This window comes from Pseudomonas sp. RC10 (assembly GCF_038397775.1).
GTDB classification, from domain to species: Bacteria; Pseudomonadota; Gammaproteobacteria; order Pseudomonadales; family Pseudomonadaceae; genus Aquipseudomonas; species Aquipseudomonas bambusae.
Genome location: NZ_CP151650.1, coordinates 1,337,133 through 1,356,609, shown reverse-complemented (window position 1 = coordinate 1,356,609; position 19,477 = coordinate 1,337,133). Strand labels below are relative to the sequence as shown.

At 59.0% G+C, this 19,477-nt stretch carries 20 protein-coding genes; 5 read left to right on the top strand and 15 right to left on the bottom strand.

Going from position 1 to position 19,477, the window contains the following annotated elements; all coding sequences use genetic code 11:
* Nucleotides 1–18: 18 nt before the first annotated feature.
* From AAEO81_RS06160 to rplM, 6 genes are all read right to left on the bottom strand, one after another.
* The gene (locus tag AAEO81_RS06160; protein ID WP_166596468.1) at nt 19–636 is read right to left on the bottom strand and encodes a glutathione S-transferase N-terminal domain-containing protein; all 618 of its coding nucleotides are present in this window, start codon (nt 634–636) and stop codon (nt 19–21) included.
* A 229-nt stretch (nt 637–865) separates the two neighbouring features.
* The gene (locus AAEO81_RS06155) at nt 866–1,645 is read right to left on the bottom strand and encodes a cytochrome c1 (RefSeq protein ID WP_341962310.1); all 780 of its coding nucleotides are present in this window, start codon (nt 1,643–1,645) and stop codon (nt 866–868) included.
* Nucleotides 1,645–2,856, bottom strand: a complete 1,212-nt coding sequence (locus AAEO81_RS06150; protein ID WP_341962309.1) for a cytochrome bc complex cytochrome b subunit — start codon at nt 2,854–2,856, stop codon at nt 1,645–1,647. Before AAEO81_RS06150 ends, AAEO81_RS06155 begins: the two co-directional genes overlap by 1 nt.
* Entirely contained in the window at nt 2,856–3,449 is a 594-nt protein-coding gene (gene petA / locus AAEO81_RS06145) for a ubiquinol-cytochrome c reductase iron-sulfur subunit (protein WP_341962308.1), read from the bottom strand. Before petA ends, AAEO81_RS06150 begins: the two co-directional genes overlap by 1 nt.
* A gap of 259 nt (nt 3,450–3,708) precedes the next feature.
* Nucleotides 3,709–4,101 carry a 30S ribosomal protein S9 gene (gene rpsI, locus AAEO81_RS06140; protein ID WP_166596464.1) on the bottom strand — a complete coding sequence of 131 codons (393 nt, stop codon included), beginning with the start codon at nt 4,099–4,101 and terminating at the stop codon, nt 3,709–3,711.
* Between the two features lie 14 nt (nt 4,102–4,115).
* Entirely contained in the window at nt 4,116–4,544 is a 429-nt protein-coding gene (rplM, locus tag AAEO81_RS06135; protein WP_019693576.1) for a 50S ribosomal protein L13, read from the bottom strand.
* 239 nt (nt 4,545–4,783) lie between these two features.
* Between rplM and AAEO81_RS06130 the strand changes: the two genes are divergently transcribed.
* Nucleotides 4,784–5,821 carry an NADP(H)-dependent aldo-keto reductase gene (locus AAEO81_RS06130; RefSeq protein ID WP_341962306.1) on the top strand — a complete coding sequence of 346 codons (1,038 nt, stop codon included), beginning with the start codon at nt 4,784–4,786 and terminating at the stop codon, nt 5,819–5,821.
* A gap of 166 nt (nt 5,822–5,987) precedes the next feature.
* On the opposite strand, the gene AAEO81_RS06125 is transcribed toward AAEO81_RS06130, so the two are convergent.
* Nucleotides 5,988–7,124 (bottom strand): acyl-CoA dehydrogenase family protein, encoded by a 1,137-nt coding sequence (locus tag AAEO81_RS06125; protein WP_341962305.1) that lies wholly within the window; start codon nt 7,122–7,124, stop codon nt 5,988–5,990.
* 245 nt (nt 7,125–7,369) lie between these two features.
* Between AAEO81_RS06125 and AAEO81_RS06120 the strand changes: the two genes are divergently transcribed.
* Entirely contained in the window at nt 7,370–8,266 is an 897-nt protein-coding gene (locus tag AAEO81_RS06120; RefSeq protein ID WP_341964475.1) for a GlxA family transcriptional regulator, read from the top strand.
* Nucleotides 8,267–8,440: 174 nt separating this feature from the next.
* Here AAEO81_RS06120 and zapE read toward each other — a convergent pair whose 3' ends face one another.
* The 3 genes from zapE to AAEO81_RS06105 form a co-directional block, all read right to left on the bottom strand.
* Nucleotides 8,441–9,535 carry a cell division protein ZapE gene (gene zapE / locus AAEO81_RS06115; RefSeq protein ID WP_341962303.1) on the bottom strand — a complete coding sequence of 365 codons (1,095 nt, stop codon included), beginning with the start codon at nt 9,533–9,535 and terminating at the stop codon, nt 8,441–8,443.
* 85 nt (nt 9,536–9,620) lie between these two features.
* Entirely contained in the window at nt 9,621–10,973 is a 1,353-nt protein-coding gene (locus AAEO81_RS06110) for a tryptophan--tRNA ligase (protein WP_341962301.1), read from the bottom strand.
* 28 nt (nt 10,974–11,001) lie between these two features.
* A complete protein-coding gene (locus AAEO81_RS06105) occupies nt 11,002–11,631 on the bottom strand; it encodes an alpha/beta fold hydrolase (RefSeq protein WP_341962299.1) in 630 nt (209 codons plus the stop codon).
* Nucleotides 11,632–11,776: 145 nt separating this feature from the next.
* On the opposite strand from AAEO81_RS06105, the gene AAEO81_RS06100 reads away from it, so the two are divergent.
* Nucleotides 11,777–12,214, top strand: coding sequence for a DUF1043 family protein (locus AAEO81_RS06100; protein WP_166596457.1), 438 nt, complete (start codon nt 11,777–11,779; stop codon nt 12,212–12,214).
* Between the two features lie 150 nt (nt 12,215–12,364).
* Nucleotides 12,365–12,547: a hypothetical protein gene (locus AAEO81_RS06095; protein WP_341962297.1), complete on the top strand. Its 183-nt coding sequence runs from the start codon at nt 12,365–12,367 to the stop codon at nt 12,545–12,547.
* Nucleotides 12,548–12,758: 211 nt separating this feature from the next.
* Here the strand turns inward: AAEO81_RS06095 and cysN are convergent, their stop codons facing one another.
* From cysN to AAEO81_RS06075, 4 genes are all read right to left on the bottom strand, one after another.
* Entirely contained in the window at nt 12,759–14,657 is a 1,899-nt protein-coding gene (gene cysN / locus AAEO81_RS06090; RefSeq protein WP_341962295.1) for a sulfate adenylyltransferase subunit CysN, read from the bottom strand.
* A 53-nt stretch (nt 14,658–14,710) separates the two neighbouring features.
* Entirely contained in the window at nt 14,711–15,052 is a 342-nt protein-coding gene (locus AAEO81_RS06085) for a four helix bundle protein (RefSeq protein WP_341964474.1), read from the bottom strand.
* A gap of 103 nt (nt 15,053–15,155) precedes the next feature.
* On the bottom strand, nt 15,156–16,073 hold the full coding sequence (gene cysD, locus AAEO81_RS06080; RefSeq protein ID WP_062384278.1) for a sulfate adenylyltransferase subunit CysD: 918 nt from the start codon (nt 16,071–16,073) through the stop codon (nt 15,156–15,158).
* 142 nt (nt 16,074–16,215) lie between these two features.
* The gene (locus tag AAEO81_RS06075) at nt 16,216–16,974 is read right to left on the bottom strand and encodes a Nif3-like dinuclear metal center hexameric protein (protein WP_341962292.1); all 759 of its coding nucleotides are present in this window, start codon (nt 16,972–16,974) and stop codon (nt 16,216–16,218) included.
* A 101-nt stretch (nt 16,975–17,075) separates the two neighbouring features.
* On the opposite strand from AAEO81_RS06075, the gene algW reads away from it, so the two are divergent.
* Nucleotides 17,076–18,236 carry a Do family serine endopeptidase AlgW gene (gene algW / locus AAEO81_RS06070; RefSeq protein ID WP_166596454.1) on the top strand — a complete coding sequence of 387 codons (1,161 nt, stop codon included), beginning with the start codon at nt 17,076–17,078 and terminating at the stop codon, nt 18,234–18,236.
* 186 nt (nt 18,237–18,422) lie between these two features.
* Here the strand turns inward: algW and hisC are convergent, their stop codons facing one another.
* Nucleotides 18,423–19,475 (bottom strand): histidinol-phosphate transaminase, encoded by a 1,053-nt coding sequence (gene hisC, locus AAEO81_RS06065; RefSeq protein ID WP_341962289.1) that lies wholly within the window; start codon nt 19,473–19,475, stop codon nt 18,423–18,425.
* Between the last annotated feature and the right edge of the window lie 2 nt (nt 19,476–19,477).

Below are 19,477 nucleotides of genomic sequence, written 5' to 3'. Positions count from 1 at the left end.
CGAACGGTTCCTTAGGCCTTAGCGCATGTCGCGTTCGGCACCAGACAGACTTGCCTGGAATGCCTCGCGCGCGAATTGGCGCTCCATATAATCAAGCAGCGGCTTGGCGGGCCGCGGCAATTCGATACCCAGAATCGGCAGGCGCCAGAGTATGGGCAATAGACAGCAGTCGACCAGACTTTGCTCGTCACTGAGGAAAAAAGGCTTTTCCGCAAACAGTGGCGACACGCCGGTCAGACTTTCGCGCAGCTCCTTGCGCGCCTGAACACGGGCAGCTTCTTTGCTGCGAGGGTCCAGAATGATATCCACCAGCCCACACCAGTCACGCTGAATGCGGTGAATCAGCAAACGGCTGTTGGCACGGGCGACGGGGTACACCGGCAGTAAAGGCGGATGCGGGTAACGCTCATCCAGGTATTCCATCACGACAGTCGACTCGTACAGCGCCAGGTCCCGGTCGACCAGCGTGGGTACGCTGCCGTACGGATTGACTTCGATCAACTTGGCAGGCTGGGTACCTCCCGCGACATCGATGATCTCGGCGCTGACACCTTTCTCGGCGAGCACGATGCGCACGCGATGGGAATAGTGGTCGGCGGGGTCGGAGTAACAGGCCAACCGATTGGTCACGCCCATGGCGGTCCTCCTCGCTTGTTGAATTTTCGAAAGCACAAAAAACGAACGCGCCCTGAAGGCGCCTCCGGCAACATCCACAAACAGCAGGTGTTCGTCGCGGGCGACAAGATAGCTCATTTACTCAAAGTAAATTCTGCAATCTTTCGCCCGCCACTATACCCGCTCTGGGGCCATTACCCGAATGAGGCGCCTCAGGGCGCGTGACAGTCGTCGCCGGATTCGCCTGCCGTCAGTGCACGTCCTTCCAGTATTCGCGTTTGAGCAGGTACGCAAAGACGAACAGGACCGCAAGATAGAGCAGCACATAAGTCCCGATGCGCTGATGCTGAAGCTTGACCGGGTTGGCCGAGTACGCGAGGAAGGTCACCAGGTTTTTCACTTTTTCGTCGAATTGCTCCTCGGTCAACGTACCGGTCTTGGGCACGATGGTCAGTTGATCGCAGGCTTCGTGAGTCAGCGGCGAGCCGGTGAGCGGGTCGTATTGTTTCTTGCCGTCTTCGACCGCCTGCACCTGCTTGCAACCGATCACCTGACGCCCCTGCAACCCGACGAGCACGTTAGGCATGCCCACGTTCGGGAAGACCTTGTTGTTCACGCCCCAAGGCCTTGCAGGGTCCTCATAGAAGGAACGCAGGTAGCCGTAGAGCCAGTCAGTGCCCCTCACCCGCGCCACAAGGGTCAGATCGGGCGGAGCGGCGCCGAACCAGACCTTGGCGTCAGCAGGCTGCATCCCGGCGACCATGTGATCGCCAATCTTGGCCCCGGTGAACACCAGCTTGTCGAGCATCAGCTCGTGAGGAATGCCCAAGTCGTCGGCCACCCGCTCGTAGCGCTGGAACTTGGCGCTGTGGCAGCCCATGCAGTAATTGACGAACGTCCGCGCCCCGTCCTGCATCGCGACCTTGTCGGAGACATCGATATCGACGCTTTCCAGGTCTGGCCCGTGCTCACCCGCGAACGACACGAGGGGCAAGGCCGCCAGGAGAAAAACAGCCAGTAGCTTTTTCATCAGCCTGTCACCCTTTCCGGAACCGGCTTGGTCCTCTCCATCCGCGTGTAGAACGGCATCAGAATGAAGTAGGCGAAGTACACGAACGTACACACCTGAGACAGCAAGGCGCGACCCGGACTGGGCGGGAGCACTCCCAGAATGCCAAGGATGACGAACGCGACGCAGAACAACACCAGCCAGACCCGGCTCAGCCAGCCCTTGTAACGCATGGACTTCACTGGACTTCGGTCCAGCCACGGCAAAACGAACAGCACCGCAATCGCCGCGCCCATGGCCATGACCCCCATCAGCTTGTCAGGGATCGCCCGCAAAATGGCGTAGAACGGGGTGAAGTACCAGACCGGTGCGATGTGCTCCGGTGTCTTGAACGCATTGGCCTGCTCGAAGTTGGGTTTTTCGAGGAAGTACCCGCCCATCTCGGGAAAGAAGAACACAATCGAACAAAAAATAAACAGGAAGACCACGACCCCAACGATGTCCTTGACGGTGTAGTACGGGTGAAACGCGATGCCGTCGAGCGGCTTGCCGTTTTCGTCCTTGTATTTCTTGATGTCGACGCCGTCCGGGTTGTTCGAGCCGACCTCGTGCAGCGCCAGAATGTGCAGCACCACCAGCCCGAGAATCACGATGGGCAGCGCCACCACATGCAAGGCAAAGAACCGGTTGAGGGTGATGCCGGAAATCAGGTAGTCACCGCGAATCCACTGGGTCAAGTCATTGCCAATCACCGGAATCGCACCGAACAGCGAGATGATCACCTGCGCGCCCCAGTACGACATCTGCCCCCAGGGCAGCAGATAGCCCATGAACGCTTCGGCCATCAGCGCCAGGTAAATCAACATCCCGAAGATCCATACCAGCTCTCGGGGCTTCTGATACGAGCCATAGAGCAATCCGCGAAACATGTGCAGGTAGACGACGATGAAGAACGCCGAGGCGCCCGTGGAGTGCAGCAGACGCAGGATGGAGCCGTATTCAACGTCGCGCATGATGTATTCGACGGACGCGAACGCTTCTTCGGCCGAGGGCGTGTAGCTCATCGTCAACCAGACGCCGGTCACGATCTGATTGACCAGCACCAGCAGGGCCAGCGAGCCGAAAAAATAGAAGAAGTTGAAGTTCTTGGGGGCGTAATACTTGCTGAGGTGGTCTTCCCACATTGACGTCGCAGGAAACCGTGCATCGATCCAGTCCATGAATTTGCTCATTACGCTTTCTCCTGATCGACACCAATGACGATGATTGAGTCCGACTCGTAGGAATGCGGCGGCACTGGCAAATTCAGCGGTGCAGGTTGCGCCTTGTAGACGCGTCCGGCCAGGTCGTAATGGGAGCCGTGACAAGGGCAGAAATAACCGCCCACCCAGTCCTTGCCCAGGTCAGCCGGGGCGATTTCCGGGCGAAAGGTCGGAGAACAACCGAGGTGGGTGCAAATCCCGATCAGTAACAGCATTTCCGGCTTGATCGAGCGAACGACCGGGTCAACATAAGCGGGCTGGGTTGAATTTTTGGATTCCGGGTCGGAGAGCTGATCGGTGAGCTTGCCCAGATTGCTGAGAATTTCAGGGGTACGGTGGACGATGAACACGGGCTGCCCACGCCACTCCGCGATCATTTGCTGACCCAGCTCAATCTTGCTGACGTTGACCTTGACGGGCGCGCCTGCCGCCTTGGCCTTCGCGCTGGGGAACCATGACCCCACGAACGGGACCGCAGCTCCAACCGCTCCTGCGGCGCCCACCACAGAGGTGGCTGCGACGAGGAAGCGACGCCGGCCTGCATTCACGCCGTCATTGCTCATTCCGTCCTCTCCCATCAGCTTGTAGAAGCCCGCTTGGTCAGGCTTCCCTGTGCATTATTATCTAGCTGCCAAACGTCCTGCCGATGGGTAACCAACGCCCCTCCAGGTCAAAAGGGGATTACCTTTCGGTTTAAACCGGGAGGCCTTGTATAACGCGGCGCCCACGGTTGATTCGTCTCGTCACACTGAATAATAGACGTCCATAAAAAAACGCCCAGTTCCTTGAGGAAACTGAGCGTTCTTTTTGAACGAAAGCGAATTAACGCTTCGAGTACTGCGGACGCTTACGCGCTTTACGCAGACCGACTTTCTTACGTTCAACTTCACGAGCATCGCGAGTCACGAAGCCTGCTTTGCGCAGTGCGCTACGCAGGGTTTCGTCGTAGGACATCAGAGCGCGGGTGATACCGTGGCGGATTGCGCCAGCTTGACCACTCACACCGCCGCCGATGACGGTGACGTAGATGTCGAATTTCTCAACAGTCTCGGTCAGTTCCAGCGGCTGACGAACTACCATGCGGGCAGTTTCGCGGCCGAAGAACGAATCCAGCGAGCGGTTGTTGATGGAGATGTTACCGGTACCTGGACGCAGGAAAACGCGTGCGGTTGCGGTCTTGCGACGGCCAGTGCCGTAATTTTGAGTCGCCGACATAATGAACTATTCCGTTAAAACTTCAGTTCTTGGGGCTGCTGAGCAGTATGAGGGTGTGCAGCGCCCGCATAGACTTTCAGCTTACGATACATGTCGCGACCCAGCGGGTTCTTGGGCAGCATGCCTTTGACCGCGGTCTCGATCACGCGCTCAGGAGCTTTGGCGATCAGCTTTTCAAAGTTGATCGACTTGATCCCGCCCGGGAAACCGGAGTGAGAGTAGTAGATCTTGTCGGTGGTCTTGGCACCAGTGACGCGGATTTGCTCAGCGTTGATCACGACGATGTAGTCGCCAGTGTCGACGTGCGGAGTGTATTCCGGCTTGTGTTTGCCACGCAGACGGCTCGCGATCTCAGTGGCCAGACGACCCAGGGTCTGACCAGCAGCATCGACGACGAACCAGTCGCGCTTTACTGTTTCCGGTTTAGCGGTAAAAGTTTTCATTCTTTATAGCCTCAAAGGCCGCCCTGAAAAATAGACGGCGGAGCATACTCATTAGTACGGTCTTTGACAAGTCAAAGGCCGCCGGGCACGAACGCTATAGGGGGCTCGGGTCAGCGCGTTCGATCGCAGCGGTGTCTGTGGCGCGGGGCATCACTCCCACGACAAAGAGACGCGGAATTATCCAGATTGCGAAAAAAATTTCAACCTGCTTTTATGGCTGTTTTCTAAAGGAGAGCCAGATGGACTATCGCAAACTGGGCAGAACCGACCTGAATGTCAGCGCTATCTGCCTCGGCACGATGACCTGGGGCGAGCAAAACAGCGAGTCCGAGGCCTTCGCCCAGATCCAACGGGCCAAAGATGCCGGTATCAATTTCATGGATACCGCCGAGATGTACCCGGTCCCGCCCAAGAAAGAAACCTACGCCAGCACCGAGACCATCATCGGCAACTGGTTCAAGAAAAGCGGTGATCGCGCCAACTGGATTCTGGCCAGCAAGATCGCCGGCCCCGGCAACGGCATCGATTACATCCGTGACGGCCATCTGAAATTCAACCGTGACCACATCGTGGCCGCCGTGGATGCCAGCCTGAAACGCCTGCAAACCGACTATCTGGACCTGTACCAGCTGCACTGGCCGGAGCGCAGCACCAACTTCTTCGGCAAATTGGGCTACACCCACAGCGATGAAACCTTCACCCCGCTGCTGGAAACCCTTCAGGTGCTTGACGAGCAAGTGAAAGCGGGCAAGATCCGCCACGTCGGCCTGTCCAATGAAACGCCGTGGGGCACGATGAAGTACCTGGCGGAATCCGACGCTCATGGTCTGGCGCGCCCGGTGTCCATCCAGAACCCGTACAACTTGCTCAACCGCAGCTTTGAAGTGGGCATGGCCGAGGTCGCGATTCGCGAAGAGTGCGGTCTGTTGGCCTATTCGCCGCTGGCGTTTGGTTTGCTGTCGGGCAAATACGCCAACGGCGCCCGCCCAGCGAAAGGCCGCCTGAGCCTTTACAGTCGTTTTACCCGCTACTTTAATCCGCAATCGGAAGCGGCCTGCGCCCGTTACGTCGCACTGGCCCGTGAACATGGTCTGGACCCGGCGCAAATGGCGCTGGCGTTTGTGACCAGCCGTGCGTTCGTGACCAGCAACATCATCGGCGCCACTACGCTGGAGCAGTTGGACAGCAACCTGGCGAGCGCGGAACTGGTGTTGTCGGAAGAAGTGCTGGCGGGGATCGAGGCGATTCACAAGGATCAGCCAAACCCTGCGCCGTAACCAGAAACGTCATCTGTAGGAGCGCGGCTTGTCCCGCGATCTGCCGGGAACCGGCAGTAAACCCGACAAATGCGGTTTTTCATGCACACCGCATTTATCGCATTTACGACGGGTTCCCCGCCGATCGCGGGACAAGCCACGCTCCTACACAGGCTAACCTTCTGGCCTACAAAGCCCGCGCAATGATTTCCTTCATGATTTCGTTGGTCCCCGCGTAAATCCGCTGCACCCGCGCATCCGCCCACGCCCGGGCAATCGGGTATTCCCACATGAAGCCGTAACCGCCGTGCAGCTGCACGCATTCGTCGAGCACCTTGCACTGCAGGTCTGTGGCCCAGTACTTGGCCATCGCCGCCGTGGGAACGTCCAGCTTGCCTTCCAGGTGCAATTCCAGACAGCGATCAACGAAGACCCGGCCGATCTGCACTTCGGTGGCGATTTCCGCCAGCTTGAATCGGGTGTTCTGAAAATCGGCAATCGCCTGTCCGAACGCTTTGCGCTCGCGGGTGTAATCCAGCGTCCACTGCAAGGCCGCCTCGGCCGAGGCAATCGCGCCAATGGCCACGGTCAGACGCTCCTGTGGCAACTCTTGCATCAGATACGCGAAGCCCATTCCCGGCTGGCCCAGTAGATTTTCCTTGGGCACGCGGACGTCCTGAAAGAACAGCTCCGATGTGTCCTGAGCCTTCATGCCGACTTTTTCCAGGCGCTTGCCCTTCTCGAAGCCTGGCGTGCCCGCCTCTACCAGAAACAAACTGATGCCCTTCGCACCCGCTTTGGGATCGGTTTTGGCGACGACGATCACCAGGTCCGCGAGAAAACCATTGGTGATGAAGGTCTTGGAGCCGTTGATGACGTACTCGTCGCCGTCCAGCACCGCTGTGGTCTTCACCCCTTGCAGGTCAGAGCCCGCGCCCGGTTCGGTCATCGCGATGGCCGTCACGATCTCCCCCGAGACCATCTTCGGTAAATATTTCTGCTTCAACGCCTCGCTGCCGTAATGCAGGAGATAGGGCGCGACGATGTCCGAATGCAGGGAAAATCCGATGCCGGTCAGGCCGAGTCGGTAGATTTCTTCGATCACGACCGTGGTGTAGAGAAAGTCAGCGGCCATGCCGCCGTATTCCTCAGGCAGGTGCGAGCACAACATGCCCTGCTCTCCCGCGCGGTTCCAGAGCGTGCGGTCAATGTGTCCTTGCTTCTCCCATTGCGCGTGAAACGGCGCGGCTTCCTGTTCCAGAAACTTGCGGACGCTGTCGCGGAAAAGCTCATGCTCGGAGCTGAAGAGTGTTCTTGGAAGCATGGGACACCTTGGCGTGAGGGATTGTCGGACAGGGTTGCTGCGAGAGCGTATGCCGTGTCGATTGACGACGACACTGGACACATCCGACAAAAAATAAGACGATCACGCCGTTGCTTGACCACTTTCCCATATAAGAACAACAGATTATGTCTATTCAACAAAACGTGCCGTTGCGGCGCGTCAGCATCCTCGCGATCGACGGGATCTTCGCCTCTACACTGACCCAGGCCAAGGACTTCTTCCATCTGGCCAGCCTGCGTTACGGCAAACAACTGGGCCAGGGCCTCAAAGCCGCGTTTGAAACCCGGCTCGTCAGCCCCGATGGACAACAGGTGCGCAGCTTCAGTGAAGTCGTGTTGCCGGTGGACGGCGCGCTCGAAAACGCCGACATCATCATCCTCCCCGCCTTCGTCGACAATTTCGACACCTTGCGCGCTCGCTACCCGCAGATCTTGCCGTGGCTGCGGGAGCAACATGCCCGGGGCGCCGTGCTGTGCGGTGAAGCCAGCGGTGTGTTCTGGCTGGCTGAATCCGGCCTGCTGGATGGCAAGGAGGCCACCACCTATTGGCGTTTCTTCAATGAGTTCGCCGAGCGTTTCCCGAACGTCTTGCTCAATCAGGAAAAGCACCTGACCGACGCCGACAACCTGTATTGCGCAGGCGGCACGATTTCGGCGTGCGATCTGTACATCTATCTGATCGAGCGCTTCTGCGGCGCCAACGTGGCACAGACGGTGGCCCGCGACATTCTGTACGAAGTGCAGCGCAGCTACTCACCGGGTCGGATGGGGTTTGGCGGGCAGAAGCTGCACCAGGACGTGATCATCCTGCAAATTCAGCACTGGCTCGAAGAGCATTTCGCCGACAAATTCCGTTTCGAAGACGTGGCGCGGGAACACGGCATGAGCATTCGCAACTTCATGCGCCGCTTCCAGACCGCTACCGGCGACAAGCCGCTGCACTACCTGCAACGCCTGCGCATCGAAACAGCGAAAGGCCTGCTGTCGGGCTCGCGCAAAAGCATCAAAACCATCAGCTATGAAGTCGGCTACGACGACGCGAGCTTCTTCGCACGGCTGTTCCGGCAACATACCGAGCTGTCGCCGAATCAGTATCGGCAGCAGTTCCAGCAGGCGGCCTAAGAGCAGCTTCAAGCTGCGAGCTTCAAGCTGCAAGAGGGATCAGCAGTGGGTTCGCCGAATCTGTCCGGCCAATCGACGGTAGCGTCCGAAAATCGCTACCGTCGGCATGACAGACGATTACAGAAGAATCACCGCGCCCTCTTGCAGCTTGCAGCTCAAAACTCGCCGCTGCTCCTAAGGCTTGTGCGCCCGAGACAAAAACTCGTGGGACTGCATTTCCAGCAAGCGGCTCAGCGTGCGCTGGAATTCGAAATTCAGGCGTCCGCCGGTGTACAGGTCTTTCAGCTCGACTTCGGCCGAGATGATCAACTTGACGTTGCGGTCGTAGAACTCGTCGACCATGTTGATGAAGCGGCGAGCGATGTCGTCGGTGGTGACGCTCATCTGCTCCACACCACTGAGCAGCACGGCGTGGAAGATCTTGCCGAGTTCGATGTAGTCGTTCTGGCTACGCGGGCCGTCGCACAGCTCACGGAAGTCGAACCAGGCCACGTCGTCGCAGGTGCGCAGCGCCTTGATCTGACGGTTTTCGATGATTAACACATCGTTTTCGACAGCCTTGGTGCATTCCGGGGTCAGCGCGCGGAAGCTTTTGCGCATGCTGTCCTGGGCCGCTTCGTTCAACGGGAAGTGAAACAGCTCGGCCTGCTCCAGGTGGCGCAGACGATAGTCCACGCCGCTGTCGACGTTGACGATGTCGGTGTTCTGCTTGATCAGCGCGATGGCAGGCAGGAAACGCGCACGTTGCAGACCGTCCTTATAAAGACCGTCCGGCACGATGTTCGAGGTGGCCACGAGCGTTACGCCGTTCTTGAACAGCTCTTCCATCAGCGTGCCGAGGATCATGGCGTCGGTGATGTCGGAGACGAAGAATTCGTCGAAGCAGATGACCCGAGCCTCGCCCGCGAACTGCTTGGCGATCAGCGTCAGCGGGTTCTTCTCGCCCTTGAGGTTCTTCATTTCTTCGTGCACACGCTTCATGAAGCGGTGAAAGTGCGTGCGCATCTTGTCTTGAAACGGCAGCGCTTCGAAAAAGGTGTCGACCAAGTACGTCTTGCCACGGCCTACGCCGCCCCAGAAATACAGGCCCTTGATCACCGTGACTTCTTTCTTGCCGAACAGCTTGCCGAACAGGCCAGGCTTGTTTTCATGTGCTGCGACCAGATCGTCGTACAGACGCTGCAGATGGCGCACAGCGTTTTCCTGAGCGGCATCGTGGAAGAATTCGGGCTTTTTAAGGTCGTTCTGGTAGCTTTCTAGGGGCGTCATGGTCTTTAGCTAGGGAGCAAAAACGGGCCGCCACTGTAGCGATGGCCCGTTGGAATGGCAATTAGACTTCAGCTGCCGTAGCTGCTCAGTCTTGTGGATTTTTCATCTGAGGTAACGTCAACAATGCGGAAATCATTACGCCATTAGTGTCGTAGATGGGGCTCTTAGCAACGATTCTATTGTCTAGCCAAACATCAAATTGCCGTTGGTTAGAAGCAGGCCTTGCGTCGAGCTTGTCCAACTGCTGCAGCGTTTTCATGACGGCCCCAGCCGCTTTACCATCGGTAAAGGGCTCGGAAAGTAACAATTGCTCGCCATCGGCGGCCAACAGGCGGAAACGGAAGCTGCCGTCGTCTTCACGGAAACTGACGAAGCGTGCGCCCTTGCTGGCTTTCTTCTTGGTCGCGGCAACGGTTTGCGTGGTCTCGCGGAAGGAACGCAAGCCCACCGCTTCACGCAGTTCGCCCAGGAACGGCGTAGCAATACGACGAGCCTTCTGAGCACCGGCCAACAGAATGTCTTCCAGATCCGCCGGGCGTTCAATCAGACGATGGTAGTTCTCACGGGCCTCGCCCAGCTCGCTGTCGAGCAACTGGAACAGACGCTGCTTGGCATCGCCCCAGCCCAACCCTTGCAGCAGGTCGGCACGGAATTCGTCGCTCTGGGCCTTGCTGGCGAACGCCTGGTACAAGGTGAACAGGTGCGAATTGTCCGGGTCTTTGGCTTCGCCTGGCAGGCGCGAGTCGGTGACAATGCGCGAGATCGCGTCCTTCATCTCCTTCGCGTTGCTGAACAGCGGAATGGTGTTGTCGTAGCTCTTCGACATCTTGCGACCGTCGAGGCCCGGCAAAGTCGCCACGCTTTCCTCGATCAGCGCTTCCGGCATGACGAAGAACTCCTTGCCCTGACCGAACAGGTGGTTGAAACGCTGGCCGATGTCACGGGCCATTTCAACGTGCTGAATCTGGTCACGCCCCACTGGCACTTGATGGGCGTTGAACATCAGGATGTCAGCCGCCATCAGCACCGGGTAGCTGAACAGGCCCATGGTGATGCCCGCATCCGGGTCTTCACCGGCTTCGACGTTCTTGTCCACCGACGCCTTGTAAGCATGGGCGCGGTTGAGCAGGCCTTTACCCGCCACGCAGGTCAGCAGCCAGGTCAGTTCCGGGATTTCCGGGATGTCGGACTGGCGGTAGAAGGTCACGCGATCGACATCCAGACCGGCCGCCAGCCAGGTCGCGGCGATTTCCAGGCGCGAGCGCTGGATGCGCAGCGGGTCATCACATTTGATCAGGGCGTGGTAGTCGGCCAGAAAATAGAACGAATCAGCGTCGCTCTGGCGGCTGGCGACAATGGCCGGGCGAATGGCTCCGGCGTAGTTGCCCAAGTGGGGCGTACCGGTGGTGGTGATACCGGTCAGGATACGAGTGGTCATGGCGGGTCGCTTATTCTGGGTGCAGCAATCAGTTCGAAAGGCGCGGCAGGACCAGATCCTTGAGGTCGGTCAGCTTGCCGTGGAAAAAGTGTCCGCATTCTGCCACTTTCAGCAGCTCATGGGGGCGCGAGAGTGCGTCAGACCAGGCATATACGAGTTGTGGGTCAACCACTTCGTCGGTTTCCGGCTGAATCAGGGTCAGTGGCCCTTTTTGCGGGAGGGCGCTCGGGTCGGCAATGCGCATGACAGCAGGCGCAACCATGAACAGATGGCTCAGGGTTTCGCCCTTGGCTTCAAGGCGCCCGCCGAGGGTGGCCGCGACGAAACCGCCGAAGGAAAACCCGAACAGCGTCATGGGCAGGTCCGGATGTTTTTCGCGAAACCAGGTGGCAGCGGCTTCAGCATCATCGACTTCGCCCTGCCCCATGTCCGAACTGCCAGCGCTGGCGCCAACGCCCCGATAATTGAAACGCAAGGTAATGTATCCGGCGTCGCGAGCGGTCCGTTGCAGGGTCGAGATGACTTTGTTGAGCATCGTGCCGCCCTGAACCGGGTTAGGATGGCAGATCAGCGCCAGGCCCTTGGCCCCTTCCAGATCAAGGTACAGGGCTTCGAGTTGGCCCACCGGGCCGTCGATGAATACAGGGGTTTCACGCATGAGCAAGAATGAACTCCGTGACCTTCAATTGGGTCGACTCGTCTAGCTGATTGTCTGTGGCTGGCATGTCGGCGACGCGTCGCCGCTATACAGCGCAGGTTCGAGCCGTTAACGTAAAGCAAAGCCGTTTATAGAGGAAGGACTCGTGGATTACTCGCTCTTAGTTTGGTTGCTGCCGACTATCGCCCTGATCGTTGGTGTGGCCATCGGTTTCTTCGTGGCGCGTGCGCTGCCCAATGCCGCGCCTAACAGCACTCAGCGCCAGCTGGATGACGTTCAGGAGCGTTTCGACACGTATCAGAACGAGGTGGTCACTCACTTCAACAGCACGGCTAACCTGGTGCAGAAGCTGTCCCAGAGCTATCAGGATGTTCAGGAACATTTGGCCGAAGGCGCGAACCGTCTGGCCACCGACGACATCACTCGTCAACGTCTGCTCGCTGCGCTGCACCCGGATGCACTGCAAGCGCCTCGCGACCGCCTGACACCGCCGCGCACTGCCGCAGAGCCTCCACGTGACTACGCGCCAAAAGCGCCGAACACACCGGGCATGCTGGACGAGCATTACGGTCTGAAAAAGTAAGCGGGTCTGCAATCACGAGCCCGCCCCTGAGGTGATCAGGGGCGGGCTTTTTTGTGGGCTTTCGGAAATGCCTTACGCATTTACCGGACCCAGCCGGTTCCGACGTTTCGCAATAACCCCTAAGCTCGCCCCCGGTTTTCGGGAGGGATCATGGACATCATCAAAACAGTCGCGGCATGCGTCGCGCTGACAGGTTGCGTTTCAGCGGATTGCGTCAGGGATTGCTACATCACGGAGCAACAGGAGTATGAGATGAAGTGGGAACAGCTGTGCGAGAAGCACACGTTCGATCAGCGGTGTGAGGGGCGCTCGCCTTCGCGGTTGGCGTTGTGATCGTCGTTGATGCGGACAGTGGAAGCGGGTTTGCCCGGTCTCCTGTGGGAGCGAATTCATTCGCGAGAGGCCAGTACATCCGATGAATTTCTGTCGGATGCGCCACCGCTCGCGAATGAATTCGCTCCTACAGGTGGAATGCGTTGCACCTGGAATGACTCGAACAAAAAACCCGCCATCACTGGCGGGTCTTTTGTGAATCGAACAACGCTTAGATCGCGCCGCGTGCCCGCAGCAGGTCCAGCACTTGCTTGACGCTGTCTTCGACGTTCAGCGTTTGGGTGTCGATCACCAGATCGGCGTCCAGCGGCACGTCGTAGGGGAAGGACTCACCCGGGATGTTGTCCTTGTCCGCCGCGTACAGGCCTTGTGGGTCGCGTTCGCGGCACACTTGAGGCGACGCCTGAACGTAGACGGTGATCAGGCGGTCATCACCGATCAGCCCCTTGGCGTTCGAACGACCTGCTGCATCCGGCGCCACGAACGCTGCCAGCGTCAGCAAGCCCGCTTCGTTGAACTGACGTGCCACGTGGGCGGCACGACGCCAGTTTTCGGTGCGACCGGCGCGGTCCTGCGGCAGACCTTTATTCAGGTCGTGACGCAGGTTCTGGCCATCAAGGACATACACCGCACGCCCCATGTCGAACAGCTTGCGCTCCACGGCGTAGGCCAGCGTGCTCTTGCCAGCGCCCGACAGGCCGCTGAACAGCACGGTGGCAGGTTTCTGGCCGAAACGCTGGGCGCGTTCTTCGACCGAGACGTGAGCCAGCGCGCCGTGATGGCTGCCATGACCGGCAGTGCCCGGCTTGGCGATGATCATGCCTGCCGCGACGGTGCCATTGGTCAAACGGTCGATGACAATGAACGCGCCGGTGGTGCGGTTGCTGTCGTAGCCGTCCAGCGCGATGGGCGCGTCGAGGCTGATCTTCACGCGGCCGATTTCGTTCAGCTGCAGCGCGCTGGCAGGGCCCTCTTCCAACGTGTTCACATCGACCCGGTGGGTGATGCTGGCAATCGAACCCGGCACGTAGGACGTGGCGCGCTTGATGTCGTATTTCTTGCCCGGCAGCATCGGCTCTTCGGCCATCCACACCAGCATGGCGTCGAAAGCATCCGCCACTTGCGGGACGTTGTCGGCGTGCACCAACAGGTCGCCACGGGAGATGTCGATTTCGTCTTCCATGGTCAGGGTCACGGCCTGACCCGGGCCTGCGTGCTCCAGTTCACCTTCGAAGGTGACGATGGATTTCACGCGGCTGGTCTTGCCCGACGGCAGCACGACAATGTCGTCACCCTTGCGCACGATGCCGCTGGCCAGCGTACCGGCGAAACCACGGAAGTTCAGGTTCGGGCGGTTGACGTACTGCACCGGGAAGCGCAGGTCGTCGAGGTTGCGATCGCCCGCGATCTCGACGGTTTCGAGGATTTCCATCAGCGACTTGCCGGTGTACCACGGCGAGCGCTCGCTCTTGTTCACGACGTTGTCGCCCTTGAGCGCCGACATCGGAACGAATTCCATGGTGGTCGGCTTGAGCGCGATACGGTCGGCAAACTTCAGGTAATCGGCCTTGATCTGCTCGAAGATCGTTTCGTCGAAGCCATTGAGGTCCATCTTGTTGATGGCAACCACGATGTGCTTGATGCCCAGCAGCGATGCAATGTAGCTGTGACGGCGAGTCTGGGTCTGCACGCCATAACGGGCGTCGACCAGGATGATCGCCAGGTCACAGGTGGACGCACCGGTGGCCATGTTGCGGGTGTACTGCTCATGGCCGGGAGTGTCGGCAATGATGAACTTGCGCTTCGACGTCGAGAAGTAGCGATACGCAACGTCGATGGTGATGCCCTGCTCACGCTCGGCTTGCAGACCGTCCACCAGCAGCGCCAGGTCGACGTCATCGCCGGTGGTGCCGGACTTCTTGGAATCACGGGTAATGGCTTCCAGGTGATCTTCGTAGATCATCTTGGAGTCGTGCAGCAGGCGGCCGATCAGCGTGCTCTTGCCGTCGTCGACGTTGCCGCAGGTCAGAAAGCGCAGCATCTCTTTACGTTCGTGCTGGCCCAGGTAGGCGAGGATGTCCTCGCTGATCAAATCAGATTGGTGGCTCATTGCATTCAAGCTCCAAGCTGTAAGCTTCAAGCGGCAAGCTTGTCGGCGTACAGCTAGTTAGAAATTTTGTTGATCAGCCCGCCGAGCATCTTGGAGATCTCACGGGATTCATGAATCCAGTCGTTAGCCAGCTCAGTTGGGAGATAACCAATCTCGCCCGCGATCATCAGCTGTGTGCGCAACTCGGCACAGGAGCCTTTCGCTACAGAGAGAAACCAGACCTTTTCCCGATGCCCTCGACGCTCCATGCCCTCCGCAATATTGGAAGGTATCGAGACGGCCGAGCGGGTGATCTGGTCCTTGAACCCGTAGTCGCGGCATCCGGCAAAAGCCCTGAATAACTCGACGGCCAACTGCTTGCTTCTCTGCCAAACCAGCAACTTCTCAAAATCCACTGCGAGCCCTCCAAACGCGCCCGCAGTGCAGGCAGCCATCCACAAGACTCAGAAGCTACGCATTCCGCTTCTGGCTTGCAGCTTGCCGCTTGTAACTCGAAGCTTAGAAATAGCCCTGACGTTTTTTATCTTCCATCGAGCCCGCACCATCGTGGTCGATGACTCGGCCTTGGCGCTCGGAAGTTCGCGTCAGGAGCATTTCCTGAATGATGTCCGTCAGGGTCTCGGCTTCCGACTCGACAGCGCCCGTCAACGGGTAGCAGCCCAGGGTGCGGAAACGCACTTTCTTTTTGACGATGCGCGCCTTTTCCTCGTCGGTGAGGTGTTCGAGGATGCGGTCGTCGTCGATCATGATCAGGGTGCCGTTCTTCTCGATGACTTCGCGCTCGGCCGCAAAGTACAGCGGGACGATCGGGATGCCTTCCAGATAGATGTACTGCCAGATGTCCAGCTCGGTCCAGTTGGAGAGCGGGAACACGCGGATTGACTCGCCTTTGTTGACGTTGCCGTTGTAGACGTTCCACAGCTCGGGGCGCTGGTTTTTCGGGTCCCAGCGGTGCTTGCTGTCGCGGAAGGAATACACGCGCTCCTTGGCGCGGGATTTTTCTTCGTCACGGCGGGCGCCACCGAAGGCGGCATCGAAGCCGTGCTTGTCCAGCGCCTGCTTCAGGCCCTGGGTTTTCATGATGTCGGTGTGCTTGGAGCTGCCGTGGGTGAACGGGTTGATGTCCTGCGCCACGCCTTCCGGGTTGATGTGGGTGATGAGCTCAAGGCCCATCTCCTCGACCATCTTGTCGCGGAAGCGGTACATTTCCTGGAATTTCCAACGCGTGTCGACGTGCATCACCGGGAACGGCAGCTTGCCCGGAAAGAACGCCTTGCGCGCCAGGTGCAGCATCACGGCGGAGTCCTTGCCGATCGAGTACAGCATCACCGGGTTATCGAACTCGGCGGCGACCTCGCGGATGATGTGGATGCTTTCCGCCTCCAGCTGTTTCAGATGCGTCAGTTTGTCGACCATGGTTACTCACGGGATAACGTACTTGTGTGGAGAGCCTGCGGGCTCTGTCGAGCGAGGCACTTTATCATGAGGCCCGATTCTAATCAGCGACCCCTATAGATCGAAACGGTCTAACCATATAGCTCGGGATTCGGTTGATTCATCAAATTGGATTCGGGCAATCGATGAACAAATGCTCCAACGCGAAACGCCGCGCCAGGTAATCACCCAAGGCCTGCACGCCATAACGCTCGGTGGCGTGGTGCCCTGCAGCGATGAAGCTGATGTCGTTCTCCCGCGCGCTGTGGAAAGTCTGCTCTGAGGCCTCACCACTCAAGTACAGATCGACACCCGCCAGAACGGCCTGATCGATATAGCCCTGCCCGCCTCCCGTGCACCAGCCAACGCGGCGGATCATTTCGCTGCCTTCTATAAGGAGGGGTTCACGCCCCAGCGCGCTTTGCACGCGGTGGGCAAAATCCCGTGGGGTCATCGGCTCGGACAGCGAACCCACCAACCCGACGATGCGGGGATTGTCCGGGTCCAGCGGCCCCTCAACCGTAATGTCCAGCTGCCGCGCCAGTTGCACGTTATTGCCCACCTCGGCATGCAAATCCAGCGGCAGGTGATAGGCCAGCAAGCTGATGTCGTGCTTGAGCAGGGTCCTGAGGCGCCGTTGCTTCATGCCAGTGATGCACGGGTTTTCGCCTTTCCAGAAATAGCCGTGATGCACCAGTACCAGGTCGGCATTCGCCTCAACCGCAGCATCAAGCAGTGCCTGGCTGGCCGTCACACCGGAGACGATTCGGGTGACCTGTGGGCGTCCCTCGACCTGCAGACCGTTGGGGCAATAATCCTGAACCCGGGCGCTGCCCAGATAGCGGTCGGCCTCCTCGACCAGAGTGCTCAGAGAAACAGCCATAAAAGTCTCCTAAATTTGCAGTTCAGACCGTCCCGGTCCTCGTATAATGCCCGCCATTATGGCGCAGGTAAGCTGCGTATCTACCCTCAGGACCTTGCTCAATGTTCAAAGCGCTGCGTTTTCTCGGCTGGCCATTGCTCGCTGGTGTGCTTATCGCTTTATTGATTATCCAGCGCTACCCCCAGTGGGTCGGCCTGCCCAGTCAGGACGTCAACCTTCAACAGGCGCCACAGACCGCGTTCATTCAACAGGGCCCGGTGTCCTACGCTGACGCCGTGAGCAGCGCGGCCCCGGCCGTGGCCAACCTGTACACGACCAAGATGGTCAACAACAAACCGAATCATCCGCTGTTCGAAGACCCTCAGTTCCGCCGCTTCTTCGGCGATAACCTGCCCAAGCAGCGCCGAATGGAGTCGAGTCTGGGGTCGGCGGTGATCATGAGCCCCGAGGGCTATCTGCTCACCAACAACCACGTGACTTCCGGCGCTGACCAGATTGTCGTGGCGCTGAAGGACGGCCGGGAAACCATCGCTCGCGTGATTGGCAGCGACCCGGAAACGGACCTCGCGGTGCTGAAGATCGACCTGAAAAACCTGCCCTCCATTACCCTCGGCAGTTCCGACAGCATTCGTATCGGTGACGTCGCGCTGGCCATTGGCAACCCGTTCGGCGTCGGCCAGACCGTGACCATGGGCATCATCAGCGCCACGGGCCGTAATCAGTTGGGGCTTAACACCTACGAAGATTTCATTCAGACCGACGCCGCCATCAACCCCGGCAACTCCGGCGGCGCGCTGGTGGACGCCAACGGCAACCTGACCGGGATCAACACCGCGATCTTCTCCAAATCGGGCGGCTCGCAGGGCATCGGTTTCGCGATTCCGACCAAGCTGGCGTTGGAGGTGATGAAGTCGATCATCGAGCACGGTCAGGTGATTCGTGGCTGGCTGGGCATCGAAGTGCAGCCGCTGACTCAGGAACTGGCGGAGTCCTTCGGTTTGAAAGACCGTCCGGGCATCGTAGTCGCCGGGATTTTCCGCGACGGGCCTGCGCAGAAAGCAGGTCTGCAGTTGGGCGACGTGATCTTGAGCATCAACGGCGAGCCCGCGGGCGATGGTCGCAAGTCGATGAATCAGGTGGCGCGGACCAAGCCTTCCGAGAAGATTGCGATTCAGGTGATGCGCAACGGCAAGGAATTGAAGCTGATGGCTGAGGTAGGGTTGCGTCCGCCACAGACACCGCCGCCTGCGGCTGACGAGTGATCCCGGAGGATCGCCCGCCTGGTTGAATGGGCGGGCGGTGAACAAACCTGCGGGAGCGAATTCATTCGCGAGAGGCCGGCGCAGGCGACACATCTACTTCGCCTGAACCATCTTTCGCAAATAAATTCGCTCCCACAGCGGCCTGGTGCTCGGCCTCCAATTGCGGGACTCCGAAGGACTGGGCTGCTAGAGATCGCCCAACGCATCAATCAGCGCCTGATTCTGCTCAGGCGTGCCGATTGAAATACGCAGGAACTGCGCGATACGTTCTTGCTTGAAGTGACGAACGATTACGCCCTGCTCACGCACCTTGGCCGCAAGACCCGCCGCGTCGTGTTTCGGGTGACGGGCGAAGATGAAGTTCGCCGCCGATGGCAATACTTCAAACCCTTTGCCTTCCAGTTGCCCAATCAGCTTCTCGCGACTGGCAATGACCCGATTGCAGGTCTTCTTGAAGTACTCGCGATCATCGAACGCAGCTGCCGCGCCAACGATAGCCATGCGATCCAGCGGGTAGGAGTTGAAGCTGTTCTTCACCCGCTCCAGCGCTTCGATCAAGTCGGGGTGCCCCACTGCCAGACCGACCCGCAGGCCCGCCAGCGAGCGGGATTTGGACAAGGTCTGGGTTACCAGCAGGTTCGGATAACGGTCCACCAGAGCGATGGCCGTTTCGCCGCCGAAGTCGATATACGCCTCATCGACGATCACCACCGAATCCGGGCTGGCTTTGAGGATGCCTTCGACAGCGTCCAGAGGCATCAAGCAGCCCGTCGGGGCGTTGGGGTTCGGGAAGATGATCCCGCCATTCGGACGGGCGTAGTCTTCGACGCGAATCTGGAACTGCTCGTCCAGTGGCACGGCCTCGTATTCGACGCCATACAGGCCGCAGTACACCGGGTAGAAGCTGTAGCTGATGTCCGGGAACAGCAGCGGCTTTTCTTGCAGAAAGAACGCGTGATACGCGTGGGCCAGCACCTCATCGGAGCCATTGCCGAGGAAGACGCGGTTCGTCTCGACGCCGTAATAACGGGCAACCGATTGCTTCAGCAGGTCGCCGTTCGGATCGGGATACAGACGCAGGTCGTCGTTGACTTCGGCACGCATCGCTTCAATCGCTTTGGGCGACGGGCCGTAGGGGTTTTCGTTGGTGTTCAGCTTCACCAGCTTGGTCAGTTTGGGTTGTTCGCCCGGCACGTAAGGCACGAGGTCGCGAACGAAAGGACTCCAGAACTTGCTCATGC